A 16761-nucleotide genomic window follows, 5' to 3' on the forward strand; every position below is an offset into this window, starting at 1 on the left:
GCAAGGAGCCTGCCATCGATGAAAAGAACGATACATGCATCCGAATTCGGAATCAGGCCGGATACGATGCAGGATGTGACTTTTCAAGTCTATCGGATGTTAAGTCAAGCTCGTACGGACGATGAATTGCATTTCGAAAAAGGAAGGTATGATTTCTGGCCCCATAAAGCCTTCGAGCGGTTTTACTTTATATCCAATCATGGGAACAGCGGCTTGAAGAGATGCGCTTTTCCGCTAATCGGGTTCAACAACCTGACCATCGACGGGGGCGGGGCCGAGTTCATCTTCCATGGAGTGATCAGTCCGTTTGTCATCGAAGGCAGCAGCCGCATTACGCTGCGGAATTTCTCTATTGATTGGGAGAGACCGATGCTGTCTCAAGGCGAGTTGATTTCAGTAGAGTCGGAGCATTTCGATATCTATCTGCCGGAGCAATATCCGTTTGATGTGGTGAATGATAGAATGATATTCTTTGGGGAAGATTGGAAATATGAATTGAGCGGATGGATTGAAATGGACGCGCTCACCAACAGTCCGGCCTATCAAAGCGGAGATCATCCCTTCGGATCCCGCCTGGATGCATTCAAGGCGGTGAGAGTATCGGAGCGGGTTGTGCGATTCGAGGGGGAGGTGAAACGGCGGCCGCGGCTAGGCAACCAGCTCATCCTGAAGCATGGCCCAAGACTCAATCCCGGCATTCTGATTACGGATTCCTCCAATGTCGGGATTCGGGACGTTGCGATCTACTCGGCTAACGGGATGGGGGTTATTGCCCAGAGATCCGGTCATATTGACATTCATGCCGTGAACGTAATTCCAAATCCCCTCACGGACCGGCGGTTTTCGGTTTCGGCCGATGCGGTGCATATTGTGAATTGTAGGGGAGAAATCAAGCTTACGTCCTGCACATTCCGGAACCAAATGGACGATCCGCTTAATATTCATGGCATTTACGGGAAAATAGCACAGCGGATCGATGACCGCACGCTGCTGGTTGAATGGGCGCATGAGGAACAGAAGGGGGTGGAGATCGCAGCGGCCGGAGACTGGATCAGTCTCGTCCGGGGAGACAGCTTTGCCGAGTTTGGCCGTTTCAGGTGCAAGGACATGACGACATTCAGCAAAGATTACATGATGATACAATCGGAAGCGGTTATCCCGCCGGACATTAAGCCGGGCGATGTCATTGAGAATGCTTCGTGGATTGCGGATCTCGTATTGAAGGATTGCACGATGGCCGGCAATCGGGCCAGAGGCCCGCTCCTTACAGCATCCGGCAAAGTTCTCGTTGAGAATAACACGATCAACGTGCCCGGTGCCGGAATTTTCATCGAAGGGGATGCCCATTATTGGTTTGAATCGGGCAAGGTGAACGATGTCACCATTCGAAACAATCGGTTTGAGGAATGCACTTATTGTCCGCAATGGGGGATGGCAGTCATTGTCATCTCGCCGAAAATAACGAATCCTTCGATCGAAGGCTATCACCGTAATATACACATACACGACAACCGCTTCAAGATGTTTGACAGCAATTTGTTAAAAGCTTCCTTCGTCGATCATCTCCGGTTTGAGAATAACCGGATTGAAGTCAGCGAGGCGTACGAGAAGCACGGGAAAATGAGCCATATCGTTGAGGTGCACCATTGCGTAAATGTCGTGGTTTCAAACAACAAATTAGAAAGCGGTTTCAATAATATTGGCCTTGTAAATGGGGAAAAGGTGGATATCTCCCTCCGTCATCCACGTGGCGGGGGCGGCTAGGAGAGTGTTCATTTGAAATATTTACGTCAGCACAAATGGCTTTATATTTTTCTCATTCCCGGCTTTCTATATTTGCTGATCTTCAAATATGCTCCGATGTTCGGAATTGCAATCGCTTTCAAAGATTTCAATTTTGTCCGCGGCATATGGGGAAGCGACTGGATCGGCTTCGATAACTTCCGTTACCTGGTTGCCTCCGACCATTTTTTCCGGGTCTTAAGAAATTCATTGCTGCTCAGCTTGTATCAGATCGTATGGGGCTTTCCGGCGCCGATCGTCGTTGCGCTGATGCTGAATGAAATCCGCCATATGCTCTTTAAAAAAGTGACCCAAACGGTCTTATACTTGCCGCATTTCATCTCCTGGGTCGTACTGGCCGGTATCGTAAGCAATTTTCTTTCTCCCTCGACGGGGCTGTTCAACTTCGTCGTTTCATTCTTCGGATTTGAGAAAATACCGTTTCTGTTAAAGCCCGAATATTTCAGAACCATTATTGTCAGCGCGGAAGTGTGGAAGGAAGTCGGTTGGGGGACGATTATTTATTTGGCCGCGATGACCGGGGTCGATCCGACGCTGTACGAATCGGCTACAATCGACGGAGCTTCCCGATTGCAGAAGATCCGATATATTACGCTTCCCGGAATCTCTGCGACGATTGTGATCTTATTGCTGCTCAAGCTTGGCAACATTCTGGATAACGGGTTTGAACAGGTTTATCTGCTGTATAACCCGATGACATATGAAACAGGCGACGTGTTTGAAACTTATACCTATCGAATCGGCTTGCAGGATGGACGTTTGTCATATGCAACCGCCGTCGGATTGTTCAAGTCGGCCGTAGGCTTCGTCCTCATTATTGCAGCCAACTTTGCCGCCCGGCGCATAAGCGGCAAATCCATATGGTAAGGAGAGATGGCAGCGTGAACCCGCGGAGAGTGGAATGGTTTGATGTCATCAATTATACATGCATCGTCTTGGTCAGCATTGCGATGTTATACCCGTTCGTGAACGTATTTGCGGTATCCGTCAGCTCATACTCCGCCTATGTGGAGAATCCGATGCGGATTTGGCCGGGACAATTCACTCTGTCTGCATATGCGGAAATTCTTAAGCATCCGGTGTTGTTGTCCAGTTATCTCAATACGATCATCGTTACGGTTTCGGGTGTATTCTTCGGCCTATTGCTTTACATTCTTACGGCCTATCCCCTTTCCAAAAAACATTTAAAAGGCCGCGCCATCTTCATGATTCTGATCATCTTCACGATGCTGTTTAACGGCGGATTGATTCCGAATTACTATTTAATGCGCTCGCTTGGGCTGCTCGATACGCTGGCCGCTCTCGTATTGCCGCTACTGTTTTCAGGCTTCAGCCTGATTCTGATGAAGACGTTCATGGAACATATTCCGGAGGAGCTGGAAGAAGCCGCAAGAATGGACGGCGCTTCAGATCCGTTCATTTTGTTCCGGATTGTCGTTCCGCTGTCCAAGCCGATCATCGCAACCCTGTGCCTGTTCCAGGCCGTCTCGTATTGGAACAACTTTTATAATTCCATTATTTACATTCGAAGCATCGACAAATGGACCTTAATGTTATTCCTTCGGGAAATCATCTACGGCGCCAATATGATGCAAATCGCGGGAGGCGGGGACAATTTCGCGGAAAAAAACAATATCCCGCCGGAAACGCTGCAGTACGCCACGCTTATGATCGTTATGATCCCGATTCTCCTTGTCTATCCTTTCCTGCAAAAATATTTCGTCAAAGGCATCATGCTCGGTTCGGTCAAAGGCTAACGCCAAGCAGCGTTAATAGAGGCACTCGCCTAAAGCAGGGTCATTCTTCGATGAGAAGGCTTCATTAGAAGCTTTTCTTATAAAAAAAACGAGAACATGAGGGGAGATTGTACGAAATGAGGCATCCGGCTCGGAGCGTCAAAGTGTTAGTGGCATTGCTGTTGGTCTTCTTATCGGCATGCTCGGGAACGAATGAGGGGAAGGGCCCCGAAAGCGGCGCGAATGCCGGCTCTTCGGGAACGAATCAAAGCCAGAAGAATGGAGCAGATGCGCAGGAAGAGCCCGTCACCATCAAGGTTATGGCGAGCTTCTCTTCCGCGAACCCGTCGCCCGCCGATCAGGCTTTCATCAAGAAGATCGAGGAGGCCAACAACGTCAAGCTTGAATTCGTCGTTCCTCCCGCGAGCGGCTATCAGGAGCAGCTGCAATTAACGCTCGTTTCCGGAGACTATCCGGACGTCGTCATGTTTCCGAGCGAGAGCGCGGACGTCTATTTGAACGCTGTTAATGACGGCATTCTTGTTCCGGTTCAATCCTATCTGGAGCAAGCTCCGAACTTGAAGAAGTATTCGTACGACGTTTCGTTCGAGGCGCTCAAAACGAAGCAAAATGAAGATATTTACGGGATCCCCCGCACCTCCATTGCCCGCTTCGACAATTTTATCGTGAGGAAAGACTGGCTGGACAAAATCGGCTTCGCCGTTCCGGACAATTACGAGATTACACGGGAGCAGTTCACCGATATTTTGCGGAAATTCACCTTCGATGATCCGGACAACAACGGGGCGGACGATACCTACGGCTACGCGGGCTTTCTGAATGCGAACAAAGTGCTGCAGCCGGTCCTGAACGCGCAGCTCGGCTATTACGGCTGGCAGCCGTCGAAAGGCTCCTATCCGTATATTTCGCCGGAGTTTGACCGCGAGACGGATACGTACAAGAACATCCTGTCCTACACGCAGCAGCTGTACAAGGAAGGGGTAATGGACCCTGACTCGCCGATTAACGATAAACTCACCGCAGACGAACGGTTCAAAAGAGGGATTACCGGGGTGACGTCCGGGTTTGCCGGAATTATTAAAAACATCGAGCTGGAAATGCAGAAACTCAACCCGAATGCCGAGCTGACCTACTTGTTCGTGAAGAACGATCAGGGAGAGGTCAAAGGAGCAGCTTACGGAGCGGGAATGGCAGGGCTATGGTCCGTAACGAAAAATGCCAAGCATCCGGAGAAAATCGTGCAAGTAATGGATTGGCTGCTGTCTGACGAAGGCTGGGATCTGGTCACGTACGGAATCGAGGGTATCGAGTATACGGTTGAAAATGGCCAGAAGGTGTACAAGGACAGCACATCGCCGGTCTGGAGAAGGGAAATCGCCAGACGATCCGGCGACGCGGATTTCTTCATCGCTCCGTCGCTTTCGGCCGAGCAGCAGAACTTGATCAGACCTTGGATTAATAAGGCCGCCAACTCCATTATTTGGTCCAACGATCGGGCCTTTGTTCCGGCCGCTGCCAAAAATCAGAACTACCTGGATTTCAAACTAAAGTGGGACGAAACGATTTCCAAAATTTTGACCGGCGCTTTGCCGGTTGAGGAGTTCGACAAGCTGCAGGAGCAATGGTATCAGCATGGCGGGAAAGAATTCGTTGAGGAAATGAACGCGCATATTCAATCCAAAAACTAGAGGAGTGGCTCAAGGCACATGAATAATCAATGGTTGACCCGAATGCTAATCATTGCTTTATTGTGGCTGACATTTGCGCCTACTCAACCAGCGGCCGCCGATTCCCCACCCGATTTGCCTGTCATTCAGAACCTGGAAGGACATTATCATCATTACTTCTTGACTCCCGAGCATTTCGCCGACGATTTAGGCACCTGGACGATACAGCCTTATTACGATTCGCTTCGCGGGCAAACGTTGTTCGGTCTTTCGAACCGCAATATCGCGGCCGCGGTGCCGGCGAAAACGACGGTACACATCGCCGAGGAGGGCGATTACTATGTATGGGCCCATTCCCGTGAATTTGGCGAGCCAACCGGCGACCGTTTCTTCCAATTGGCGATTGACGGCGAAACGGTTCCGTACACGTTCGGAAAGCATTCGACGTCGGGCTGGCTGTGGGAGAGAGGGGGCAGTGTCGCGCTCGAAGCGGGCGATGCGGTTCTGAGTGTGAAAGACACTTCCGCTTATTTCGCCAGGGTTGATGCGATCCTGCTGACGAACGATCCGGATTTTGTTCCGGATCCAAGCTATCCGGCTTTAAAGATGGCTTTGGAGCAGCCCCGGCCGGTTGAACCGGAAGAGCCCGTCCACAATATCTTCCTCCGCCCGGAAAGCTTTGACGATCTGGGTACATGGTCGGTGGAAGGATATCCGCAAAGTCTGGGAGGCTTCAATCTGGTCGGCATCAAGACACCCGATGGACAGATATTCGATCCGAGCACGGCCGTGCCCGCAGTTGCAAACTTCCAGGCTCCTGCAGACGGGGAATACAGGGTGTGGGTTCGTTCCAGGGATTTCACGTCCGGACAGGGAACCCGCTTTTATCAAGTCAGCTTGAACGATCAGCCGCTCGGCAAGGTGTTCGGCAAGCATGGCGCTAACGGATGGGCGTGGGAGGACGGCGGAACGGTTCAATTGGGCGCGGGGGCGAATACGCTGCGATTGCTCGATACCTCCGGTTTCTATGGCCGGACGGACGGTATTTTTCTCACAACCGATCTGGACCTTGTGCCGCCTGCAGCCTATGAGGAAATGTTGAAGCTTGCCCGTCCCTCTTATGTCTTCCAGGAGGAGCTAAAGTACCCGGAATGGGCCAAAACGGATGCGGCTCCGGCTCAAACCTATGTGCTGGAGAACGGCCATATGCGGATCGAGTTTCTGGAAGTGGCCTCTAGTGAAGGAACGGTCATTCAGAAGATAACCTCGATCAAGCGGGATGATGGCTTGGTTCCCGTGGAATCGAGGCAGGACGAGTTCGGGTACCTTTTGTTGTACGGGAATGAAAGCGCTGTCCCGCAATTGAGCGAGCAATCGCCGATATTCAGCACGGCTGTGGAGAGGAACGGAATCCGGCACGAGGTGACTTCCATCAATGCATTCCTCGGAGGATATCCGAGCTGGATGATACCGACCGCGGTACAGCAGACAGGTCCGGATACGCTGGTCTTGACGTCCGAGAACGATTATGCGCGTCTGGAAGCGAAGTGGAGCCTTCCGGCGGACAGCACGGAGCCGGTCGTGACCTTGTCGCTGGAAACCAAAGTCGGCGGCGCCTTCAGCCTGGGGATGTTCAACGGATCGGAGCGGCGGCTGGAGGATGTCGATTTTCTGCTTAATCCGCTTCGCTTCCACGGCAAGAGGATGCCGGTCGAACCGCTGCTCATTACCGAGCAGACGTCGGCGTCGGCTTCCAGCTCCATGACGCTGTCCGGCAAACCGGAAGTGGCCGGCGGACAGGAAGTGACGTATGCGGTCGCCGTTGATTCTTCATCGCTGCCGGCGCAATGGGCTTACGACAACAATTCCCGGTTCGGTCTCGGCATTATGGGAAGAAACCGCGGCGTTCAGCCGTCGCTCTTCGCCCCGGTAATGGGACTGCCGGAATCGGCAATGGCAGCGGGCGACATCTTCACGTTCGCGTACAGGCCCGTTACCCGGCTGGACGGCTGGTACGACACGTACACGCATATTGCCAAAGAAGTGCTCGGGCTGACCGATTATCGTCAAAATGTCGAGGCTTCCCTGACGGACACGATTTTCAACGTTCAGGAGCTGATGCTGGATGACAACTTCGGCGGTTGGGACGAGACGATGAAAGGCTTTTACAATATGGAGGGTGAAAATGTCGTTTCCTTAGGCAATCCGCTCGCCGTTCTCCAGTCCTACTTATTGACGGAGGATAAGGACATCTATGAGCGGCGGGTGCTGCCGACGATGGAATATTTGTTGACCCGGAAATCGCTGCATTACAGCTCTACCGGCAACACCGTTGCCCCTCCGCCGCTAAAATTTCCGAATCCGCTCCCGATCGGCTTGCCCGTGAACGGTTTTGGCAGCAGCGTCTTCGGGGGCGTGTACGAAATGACGCAGGGCTTGACGCCGGCCTTCCGGCAAATCGGGATCGATCAAGGTCCGCGCCCGGTGTTCGGGAACGCGCCTGCCTGGTCAGAAGATTTGTGGATGTACAAATTTACGAACGATTCGGCTTATTTGAACCTGGCGAAGCAGAAAGCCGATCAATATTTGGCCCAGGTCGTCTATGCCGAACAAAAAACGGTGCCGGGATTCACGACCTTTATTCTGATGAGCTACTTTCCGAATTTCAATGCGCTGCTCGATTTGTATGAAACGACACAGGAACAGAAGTATCTGGATGCGGCGGAGGAATCGGCTCGCTGGCTTATAACGGCGATGAGAACCTATCCGGCAGCAGAGGGTCAAATGACGATCCGTGCGGATGATATTCGTTCCAGAGAGGTGCACAATACCGATATTTTCTATTGGAAGGGAGACCATCAGGACCGGCTCGGGTATCCGGAGCTGATGGACGATTTAACGGATGTTACGGTCCCTGCATGGATTCCTTCCCAGGTCGGATTGGGGATCGAGCAAGCCATCACCTTCATGGGCACGGATTCCGGGTTTATTACGATGTCGAACTGGGCACCGGATCTGATGCGCTTGTCCAAGCTGACCGGTGATTCAACCTTCGAGATGTTTGCCCGGAATGCGGTATTGGGCAGAGGAGCGAACTATCCCGGTTATTACCAGAATCAATTCATGGTGCACCAGAAGGAAGCGAATTTTCCGTACACCGGTCCGGATCTGACCAGCATCTATTATCACCATATTCCGGTTTACTACGGGATCTTGACGGATTTTCTGTTCAGCCAGGCGTGGAACTGGTCGAACGGCAGCATCGATTTTCCATATTTGCGGCAGCAGGGGTACGCCTATTTCAATAACCGGCACTTCGGCCATAAACCGGGACGGTTCTTCGGTCAGGAAGAAATGTGGCCATGGCTGAAGAAGGGGCTGCTTACGACGGACAATATCCAGGTCGACTGGCTGGGCGCCCGCAAGGACGGCGTGTTCGGGGCCGCATTCATGAATGAGAGTCCGGACACTGTCACGACGACGGTTCAGTTCGGTGAGGAATTGGGAGGCAGCGCGCTCAATCGTACCGTCACCGTTTACGATGGGCAAGGCAACGCCACGACCGCCACGGTAACGAATGGGCAATTGAGCGTGACCATTCCGGCGCGGTCTTTGGTCGGCATCGTGATGGAACAGGCTCAAGTCGATGCTCCGAGATTCGCAAAGACGGAAACGACCGATATGTTAACGCATCCTGCAGGCAGCACATCGGCGGATCCGCTTGATTCGGGCGACTTCGGACACGGGCGCGTGCTGCAAATCGAACCTTCCTTCTATCATGCTTACATGTATGTAACGGATATGCCGGAAGCCGCCGACCGGGTCAAGCTGCACTACCAAATCGGCAATCAAAGCTGGAAGGAGGAGGAGAGAACGACGTATCCGTTCGAATTTACGATCAAGGTGCCAAGCGATGATAAACCGGTCCGGTTTTATTTTGAAGTATATAAAGATAATGTGCTTGTGAAAACTTCCCAGCAGAAAGTTATTGAGCCTTTATAACTTATAAATAGAATTCAAACGTATGGAGGAGAATGGAGATGGCCAAAATCGCATTTATCGGGGCCGGAAGCACCGTATTTGCCAAAAACGTGCTCGGTGATTGCATGCTTACGCCTGCGCTGCAGCATTATGAACTCGCTTTATTCGATATTGATCATGAACGCCTGCGAGATACGGCAACGATGCTTAATCATCTAAAGAAGACGTCGGGAAGCGGCTGCGCCGTCAAGACGTACTTCGACCGTAAGGAGGCGCTTCGCGGAGCCAAGTTTGTCATCAATGCCATTCAAGTCGGGGGCTACGATCCTTGCACGATTACGGACTTCAAAATTCCGGACAAATACGGGCTCCGGCAAACGATCGGAGATACGGTGGGCATCGGGGGCATCTTTCGAAGTCTTCGCACGATTCCTGTTATGCTGGATATTGCCGCGGATATGGAAGAAGTAGCCCCGGATGCGTTGCTGATCAACTATACGAATCCGATGGCGACCTTGACGAATGTGATGGCAACCTATACCGGCGTCCAAACAATTGGCCTTTGCCACAGTGTCCAGGTTTGCGTGGAGTGGTTGTTCAAACATTTGAACATGGACACGGAAGGCGTGACTTCGACCATCGCGGGCATCAATCATATGGCGTGGCTGCTGGAGGTGAAGAAGGACGGGGTCGATTTATATCCGGAAATCAAACGCCGCGCAGCCGAGAAACAGGGAACGAAGCATCATGATATGGTGCGCTACGAATTGATGCGGAGGTTCGGCTATTATGTGACGGAGTCCTCCGAGCATAATGCGGAGTACTATCCTTATTTCATTAAGCGAAGCTATCCGGAAATCATCGATCAGCTGAACATTCCGCTGGATGAGTATTTGCGCCGCTGCCAAATTTACGTCGAGCGTTGGAAGACGCAGCGCGAGCAAATGGTGGAAAACACGGAAATCAACCATGAACGTACCCATGAATATGCATCCTACATTATGGAGTCGATGGAAACGGGCCAACCCTTTAAATTCGGCGGCAATGTGAAAAATAAAGGCCTCATCACGAATTTGCCCGCCGAGGCCTGTGTGGAGGTGCCCTGCATCTCCGACCGTTCCGGCATCCATCCGATGACGATCGGCGATTTGCCGCCGCAGCTGGCGGCGCTTAACAGGACCAACATCAACACGCAGCTGCTCACGATCGAGGCGGCGATGACCCGCAAGCGCGAATATATTTATCAAGCGGCGTTTCTTGATCCGCATACGTCGTCCGAGTTATCGCTGGATGAAATCACCAGAATGTGCGATGAAATGATTGAGGCGCATGGGCATTGGCTGCCGGAATATCATTAAAAGCCCGTTGCTCATCATCGAATGGGAGGCGAGGAGAAATGGAGGATCGATTATGCGCAGCGCGGTTTCGGCGCGGCAAACCGGCGCATCAATCGGAGCAATGGCTGCCTGAATCGGGTCTGATCTGGCACCCGGACGAAGTGGAAACGCATTATGAACAGCCGGTCAACTCGTACTGCAGATTCCGGAATACCTTTCATCTCCCCGATCGGCCGAAGCGGGGAACGATCCGGATCTTTGCCGATTCGCGCTATCAATTATTCGTCAACGGCAGTTATGCGGGGCGGGGCCCTTGCCGAAGCGATCCCAGGTGGCAATATTACGATGTGATCGATATTCTTCCGCTGCTTCGCCAGGGAGAGAACACGATTGCGGTATTGGCGCTCTATTATGGCTATGGAACCGGACAGTCGATCAGCCGCATCCCCGCGCTGCTGGCGGAGGCCGGAGTGGAGACGGAATCGCAAACCGTGAATGTGCCCAGCGGCACCGGCTGGAAATGCTCGAAATCGGAAGCGTATGAAAGCGGGGCGCCGAGAATTAACGGCTGCCAGGGTCCGGCGGAAATCATCGATTTCCGCCGTGAGCCTGAAGACTGGAGATCGCCGGAGTATAACGACTCGGATTGGACACCGGCCAAGCGGCGGAATTTGCGGCTCACTCCGTTCTGGAATCTCGTACCGCGCCCCATTCCAATGTTGAAGGAAGAGATCATTGACAGCATTGCGATTGTGAATCAAGGAGCGGGTCATGAGAAGCGCTATCCGGTTGACAGCAGGCACAAGCAATTGATCGCCGAGGAAACGACGATCGCGTTTCGACCGGGGGAGCCGGTTCCTTCTGCGGAAACCGCGCTCGATCCGGCCGCCGGCGGCACCTTTCATCTGCTGACCTATGATTTCGGCCGCATCGAACCGGGCTATCTGCAGCTGGAAGTGAGCGGTCCGCCGGGCGCTGTGATTGACGCGGTCTATGCGGAGCATTTATGGGAAGGCAAGGCATTGCTAAACGAGGATAATAACCGCTCCTTCGATTCGTTTATTCTGAGCGGAAGGCGTGACGCTTACGAGATCGCTTTCGGCTGGAAAGCTTGCCGATACGTACAGCTGAGGGTGCGCAATCCGGACGGTTTAGTGAAGCTGCACCGGGTCGGCATGCGAAAAAGGACTTATCCGGTCGATCAACATGCAACGTTCGCCTGCAATGACGGCAGTCTGGGGCAAATCTGGGAACTGTCCGAGCATACGCTCCGGATTTGCATGCAGGACGCGTTCGTTGATTCTCCAAGCCGTGAACAGCAGCAATGGATGGGGGACGGGCGCTCGCAGGCGCTCATGAACTATTATTTTACGGGGGACGGCAGGCTGCATCGCAAGCTGCTGGAGCAAATCGGACAATCGCAGGATTGGCACGGCATGACGACATCGCGCTATCCCGACGGCCATCATAACTATCCTCCGATCCCTTCCTTCTGTTTGCAGTGGATCTGTTCTTTCGGCGAATATATGCAATATACGGGGGATAAGGAGCCGCTTGGGCAATGGTGGCCGAATATCATCGCGGCGCTCCGCTGGTTTTCCGCCTATGAGAATGAAGAGGGCTTGTTGGCAGACGTTCCGTACTGGGCATACATCGATGCGGGCGAAACGCCGGAGGGCCGCGCGCTCGACGTTTCCCGCGGCGGCATCGTAACGGGCTTGAACCTGCAATATTTGGAGGCGCTGCAAAGGGCAGTTTCTTATGCCCGCATTGTTGGAGATGAAGAAGCCTGTTTCTATTATGACAAACTGGCGGCCAAGCTGGCGGATAGAATTCGAAACCGGCTGTGGAACGAGGAGCAAGGGGCTTATGCGGATTGTCTCGTTGACGGCCGGCTCAGCGGGGTGGTGAGCGAACCTGTGAACGCGCTTGCTTTGCTTCATTTGCATGAGCCCGGTGATGCAAGAACAGGGCAAATTGTCGAGCGCGTATTCGAACACTCGAACGATTCCGTTTCCGAACCTGCGGTTGCAGGAAGTCCTTATTCGATGCTGCTCATCTACCAGGCGCTTCGAAAGGCTGGGAGAACCGGCCGCGCGCTGGAGCTGATCCGCTCCCGTTATCAACCGATGCTGGATGCGGGCGCTACAACGGTGTGGGAGTACTGGAAATTGTTTTACCGTGAGAAGCAAAGCGGTCTTATCCGGTTCGGAAGTGCTTGTCACGCCTGGGCCAGCGCGCCGCTTGTATGTTTCATTGAAGCGGTTCTAGGAGTACGTCCCGAGTCGCCCGGATTCCGAAGAGTTTCCCTGCGGCCGAATTTATTCGATCTGGCATGGGCGGAAGGCTCCGTTCCGACCGCTTGCGGAGAACTGCGGATCCGCGCCGACAAGCAGAAGGAAGGGACATGGCTGAAGTTTACGGTGCCTTCCGGCTGCGAAATCGTATGTATGGACCGCGTGTTCGGTGCAGGAACGTTTGAAGTGCTTTTTGTAGAATAATATTCTGTCGTTTGGATAGCCAGTCGGAAGTTAATAACGGAGAGGAAAAACGGGATGGAAAAAGTACGGTTATGGTCCGAAGCAGCGCCTTACGCCAGTGGTGCGAATGAGAAAGATCAGCCTCACGTAACGCCTTATTTGCTGGAAAATAAACCGGATTCTCCGGCAATCATCGTATGTCCGGGCGGAGGATATGGAGTCAAAGCGTTTCATGAAGGAGAACCGGTTGCCCTCTGGTTGAACAGTATTGGCTTCTCTTCATTTGTGCTGCAATACCGTGTTGCGCCTTATCGGCAGCCGGTCCCGCTGCTGGATGCGCAGCGGGCGATCCGGCTCGTCAGAAGCCGGGCGAAGGAATGGAAGCTCGATCCGATCAGAATCGGGATTCTCGGTTTTTCGGCGGGCGGACATTTGGCTGCCAGTGCGGGTACGCTCTTTGATTATGGGCATCCGGAAGCCGAAGACGCTGTTGAGCGCGAGAGCAGCCGGCCGGATTTGATGGTGCTTTGCTATCCGGTGATCAGCATGGCCGAGTATGCGCATCAGGGATCGAAGGCAAACTTGCTCGGCCCCGCTCCCTCATCTGAATTGGTGGAAAGGTACTGCTGCGAGAAGCAGGTAACGGAAAACACGCCGCCGGCATTCATTTGGTTTACGGCGGACGATCAAGCTGTACCGGTGGAGAACGGGCTGATGATGGCGCTGGCGTTTCGCCGGAAGCAGGTGCCGTTCGAGTTGCACATCTTTGAGAGCGGACCGCATGGACTCGGTCTGGCTCTTGAACACCCGGCAGCGAACAATTGGACGCTTCTGTGCCAGCGATGGCTTTATCGGCAATGGCCTATGAACTCCCGGTAAGGTACATTTCATGATTGGTGCACCCGTACTGAATTTAACCTCCATCACCACTTCCAACGTGGTTTTGGAGGTTTTGTCGTCTATAAACCGAAATTAATTTTTTCTATAAAATAGTTTGCAGCTTTGTTCTTTTGTGCTAGTATATGTCTAAGGTTCTTACCTTAGACCATTAAGAGGAGGTGCAAAATGCAGCAAGTGCCTATCATGTCAACGTTCAGGCACGTGACTTCTAAGCATATTAGCGACTTTATACTCGAACAGCTGGAAGAAGCGATATTTCTGAAAGAAATATTGCCTGATGAGCAATTGCCTCCTGAACGAGAGCTCGCCCAAATGTTCAACGCAAGCCGAATGGTTGTGAGGGAAGCCATTGCCGAGTTAGAGACACGGGGGCTTGTCGAGAAGCGGCTTGGTGCGAAGGGCGGAACATTCGTGCTGCCTATCGCCTTAAAGGCGCTTGATTATGCCAAGGAGCAGATTGTCGAGCAGAAGGAACAACTGAAAAGTTTACTGGAATTCAGGTCAATTATCGAGCCGGAAGCTACAGGGCTTGCGGCGGAGCGGATTACAGACGAAGAGTTGGACAACCTGAAGCAAATTTTGGAATACAGCCAAAAGGACTGTACGAGGGAAATATTCCGTTCTCTCGACGTCAAGTTTCATCTGCAAATCGCTAAAGCAGCAAGAAACTCCTTTCTGGAAAATGCGGTTAGACAAATTCGGATAAAAATTAATTTAGGTTTGGATTTACTTCCGTTCGATGAAAACATCAAAGTAATGAGCGACCATACCCATCAATTGATTTTACAAGCATTAATCGAACGGAACAGTGACAAGGCGCGGGAAATTATGAAAGAGCACCTGAATGCGACACAGCTTTCCTTGAACCGGTTCACGGTATCATAACACGTTTCTCTTGTACGAGAGGAACAATAAGGAGCAACAACGGGAGATGGTTAACAACAAGGTTCCCCAAATAGGCATTGTCGGATATTACCTATCAGAAGACGAGGATTTCGGGGGAGGTGTAAGAGGGATTCGCGGTCAAGCCTTCTCTGCTTTCGGATACGATATGATAATGGCAATATATCGGGCAGGGGGCATGCCAGTTCCTCTTCCGGTCGTCGATGACGAGTTTATCGGCGTACAGATCGAGAATGTAGATGGAATCGTCTTCTCGGGCGGAGAGGATATTCATCCGAGCTTGTACGGAGAAGTGCTTCAGAGTAATGCGCATCGGATTGACCCTTTTCGGGACCGTTATGAAAGTGCATTAATGAAGGCGGCACTAGAAGCCGGCGTACCCATGCTTTGCGTGTGCAGGGGTATGCAGCTGCTGAACGTCATTCGGGGAGGCACGCTCTGCTCGGATATTAAAGATACACAAGAGGCTCCGTTAGAGCATTGGGAGACGGACGAGCCATGGAAATCCGTTCATCCCGTCCATATAAAAGAAGGACATTATATAGAGGGTGTATTAGGCAAAGGGAAAGTGGAAGTTAACAGCATACACCATCAAGCAATCGATAAGATTGGTGACGGGTTGGAAGTCGTGGCTCTTTCCCCGGATGGAATCGCAGAGGCGCTAACGATGAAAGACCGCGATAACGTACTTGCCGTCCAATGGCACCCGGAGTTCATAGCCAAGAAAGATTCGCAAGGCTTAAAGCCTTTTAGCTGGTTAATGGATGTTTCGAAAAAATAACACACAAAAGGTGGCCATGACATGATGATGAAACGGTTTGGGAAGAAATCGGTTCTCTTATTTCTAGCAGCTGTCGTACTCGTTATTGCCGGTTGCGGAAACAACGGAAACAACGCGAACGGGGGGAATACGTCAAGTCCAAGCTCTTCCTCTGCCGAGCCCGCAGCAACCCCATCCGCAGCCGCATCGCCCGGCAAATTGGTCGTCACCTCCTTCGGCGGAGCCTATGAAGAAACGCAGAAGCAATTTATCAAGGAATTTGAACAAGAATACAACGCTAAGGTAGAAGTGGTTACCCTCTATTCAGCCGATGCGCTGGCCAAAATCCGTGCGGAGAAAGGCAACCAGTCGATCGACGTCGTTCAATTCTCCGGCGGCCAAGAAGCGGTAGCAGCCAAAGAGGATCTGATCATGAAGCTCGATTCTACAAAGCTTACAAATTTAAACAGCTTGTACAATTCGGCACTGGACAGCAATGGCTACGCTCCAGCGTACGCATTTGACGCATTGGGAATTATTTATAACGAGGAGGAAATCAAGACGCCTCCGACTTCCTGGAAGGATCTCTGGAACCCGGATTATAAAGGCAGCGTAGGCCTCATCGATATTTCCAATTCGTTCGGCCTTCAATTCATCCTCGCAGCCGCGAAGATGAACGGCGGAGACGAGAGCAACATCCAGCCGGGATTAGATGAAATCAAGAAGTTGATTCCCAGTGCTGCCGCGATTGTAAAATCTACGCCCGAGGTCGGCAACCTGTTCGCCCAAGGAGAAGTGACGATTGCCGCGTACGATGCCGGTTACGCGTTCACGTTCCGCAAGCAAGGCCAACCGATCAAGTTTGTTTCCCCTGTAGAAGGAGCCATTGGAACGTTCATTTCGGCGCAAGTAGTGAACGGCAGCCAGAATGCGGACCTGGCAGCGAAATTCGTAGATTTCCTCCTGCGCGCGGACATTCAGAAGAGATTCGCGGAAGCGAACGGTTATGCGCCGACGAACAAGTCGGTCGAGCTTTCCGCAGATTTGCAGGCGGTAATGCCTTACGGGGAAGAAGCCGTCAACAAGATGGTTCGTTTGAATTCCGATTTGGTTAACACCAATAAAGCGACTTGGACCGAGCAATGGAACAAGCTGATCAGCAAGTAAGCGTAA

General features: G+C 52.2%; 11 protein-coding genes. All 11 read left to right on the top strand.

Annotated elements, in window-relative coordinates; translation table 11 throughout:
- Nucleotides 1-18: 18 nt before the first annotated feature.
- The 11 genes from VN24_RS13105 to VN24_RS13155 all read left to right on the top strand — a co-directional run bounded on the left by VN24_RS13105 (nucleotide 19) and on the right by VN24_RS13155 (nucleotide 16755).
- Nucleotides 19-1764, top strand: a complete 1746-nt coding sequence (locus VN24_RS13105; protein WP_045670768.1) for a right-handed parallel beta-helix repeat-containing protein — start codon at nucleotides 19-21, stop codon at nucleotides 1762-1764.
- Between the two features lie 12 nt (nucleotides 1765-1776).
- Nucleotides 1777-2670 carry an ABC transporter permease gene (locus tag VN24_RS13110; protein WP_045670769.1) on the top strand — a complete coding sequence of 298 codons (894 nt, stop codon included), beginning with the start codon at nucleotides 1777-1779 and terminating at the stop codon, nucleotides 2668-2670.
- Between the two features lie 14 nt (nucleotides 2671-2684).
- Nucleotides 2685-3560, top strand: coding sequence for a carbohydrate ABC transporter permease (locus VN24_RS13115; protein ID WP_202967393.1), 876 nt, complete (start codon nucleotides 2685-2687; stop codon nucleotides 3558-3560).
- Between the two features lie 116 nt (nucleotides 3561-3676).
- Nucleotides 3677-5248 carry an extracellular solute-binding protein gene (locus tag VN24_RS13120; RefSeq protein ID WP_045670771.1) on the top strand — a complete coding sequence of 524 codons (1572 nt, stop codon included), beginning with the start codon at nucleotides 3677-3679 and terminating at the stop codon, nucleotides 5246-5248.
- 18 nt (nucleotides 5249-5266) lie between these two features.
- On the top strand, nucleotides 5267-9229 hold the full coding sequence (locus VN24_RS13125; protein ID WP_045670772.1) for a hypothetical protein: 3963 nt from the start codon (nucleotides 5267-5269) through the stop codon (nucleotides 9227-9229).
- Between the two features lie 38 nt (nucleotides 9230-9267).
- Entirely contained in the window at nucleotides 9268-10566 is a 1299-nt protein-coding gene (melA, locus tag VN24_RS13130) for an alpha-glucosidase/alpha-galactosidase (RefSeq protein ID WP_045670773.1), read from the top strand.
- Nucleotides 10567-10604: 38 nt separating this feature from the next.
- A complete protein-coding gene (locus tag VN24_RS13135; RefSeq protein ID WP_045670774.1) occupies nucleotides 10605-13046 on the top strand; it encodes a family 78 glycoside hydrolase catalytic domain in 2442 nt (813 codons plus the stop codon).
- A 54-nt stretch (nucleotides 13047-13100) separates the two neighbouring features.
- Entirely contained in the window at nucleotides 13101-13904 is an 804-nt protein-coding gene (locus tag VN24_RS13140; RefSeq protein ID WP_045670775.1) for an alpha/beta hydrolase, read from the top strand.
- Nucleotides 13905-14090: 186 nt separating this feature from the next.
- Nucleotides 14091-14810, top strand: a complete 720-nt coding sequence (locus tag VN24_RS13145) for a FadR/GntR family transcriptional regulator (RefSeq protein ID WP_238590680.1) — start codon at nucleotides 14091-14093, stop codon at nucleotides 14808-14810.
- Between the two features lie 46 nt (nucleotides 14811-14856).
- Entirely contained in the window at nucleotides 14857-15609 is a 753-nt protein-coding gene (locus tag VN24_RS13150; protein ID WP_052702923.1) for a gamma-glutamyl-gamma-aminobutyrate hydrolase family protein, read from the top strand.
- A 21-nt stretch (nucleotides 15610-15630) separates the two neighbouring features.
- Complete coding sequence (locus VN24_RS13155) at nucleotides 15631-16755, top strand: ABC transporter substrate-binding protein (protein ID WP_052702924.1); 1125 nt, start codon at nucleotides 15631-15633, stop codon at nucleotides 16753-16755.
- The last annotated feature ends 6 nt before the right edge of the window (nucleotides 16756-16761 follow it).

This window comes from Paenibacillus beijingensis (assembly GCF_000961095.1).
Taxonomy (GTDB): Bacteria; Bacillota; Bacilli; order Paenibacillales; family Paenibacillaceae; genus Paenibacillus_O; species Paenibacillus_O beijingensis.

What these genes read in the sequence shown, in the direction of transcription:
- VN24_RS13135 (WP_045670774.1), top strand. Translation starts at nt 10,605, where the DNA reads ATGGAGGATCGATTATGCGCAGCGCGGTTTCGGCGCGGCAAACCGGCG.
- VN24_RS13120 (WP_045670771.1), top strand. Translation starts at nt 3,677, where the DNA reads ATGAGGCATCCGGCTCGGAGCGTCAAAGTGTTAGTGGCATTGCTGTTG.
- VN24_RS13140 (WP_045670775.1), top strand. Translation starts at nt 13,101, where the DNA reads ATGGAAAAAGTACGGTTATGGTCCGAAGCAGCGCCTTACGCCAGTGGT.
- VN24_RS13105 (WP_045670768.1), top strand. Translation starts at nt 19, where the DNA reads ATGAAAAGAACGATACATGCATCCGAATTCGGAATCAGGCCGGATACG.
- VN24_RS13150 (WP_052702923.1), top strand. Translation starts at nt 14,857, where the DNA reads ATGGTTAACAACAAGGTTCCCCAAATAGGCATTGTCGGATATTACCTA.
- melA (WP_045670773.1), top strand. Translation starts at nt 9,268, where the DNA reads ATGGCCAAAATCGCATTTATCGGGGCCGGAAGCACCGTATTTGCCAAA.
- VN24_RS13155 (WP_052702924.1), top strand. Translation starts at nt 15,631, where the DNA reads ATGATGATGAAACGGTTTGGGAAGAAATCGGTTCTCTTATTTCTAGCA.
- VN24_RS13145 (WP_238590680.1), top strand. Translation starts at nt 14,091, where the DNA reads ATGCAGCAAGTGCCTATCATGTCAACGTTCAGGCACGTGACTTCTAAG.
- VN24_RS13125 (WP_045670772.1), top strand. Translation starts at nt 5,267, where the DNA reads ATGAATAATCAATGGTTGACCCGAATGCTAATCATTGCTTTATTGTGG.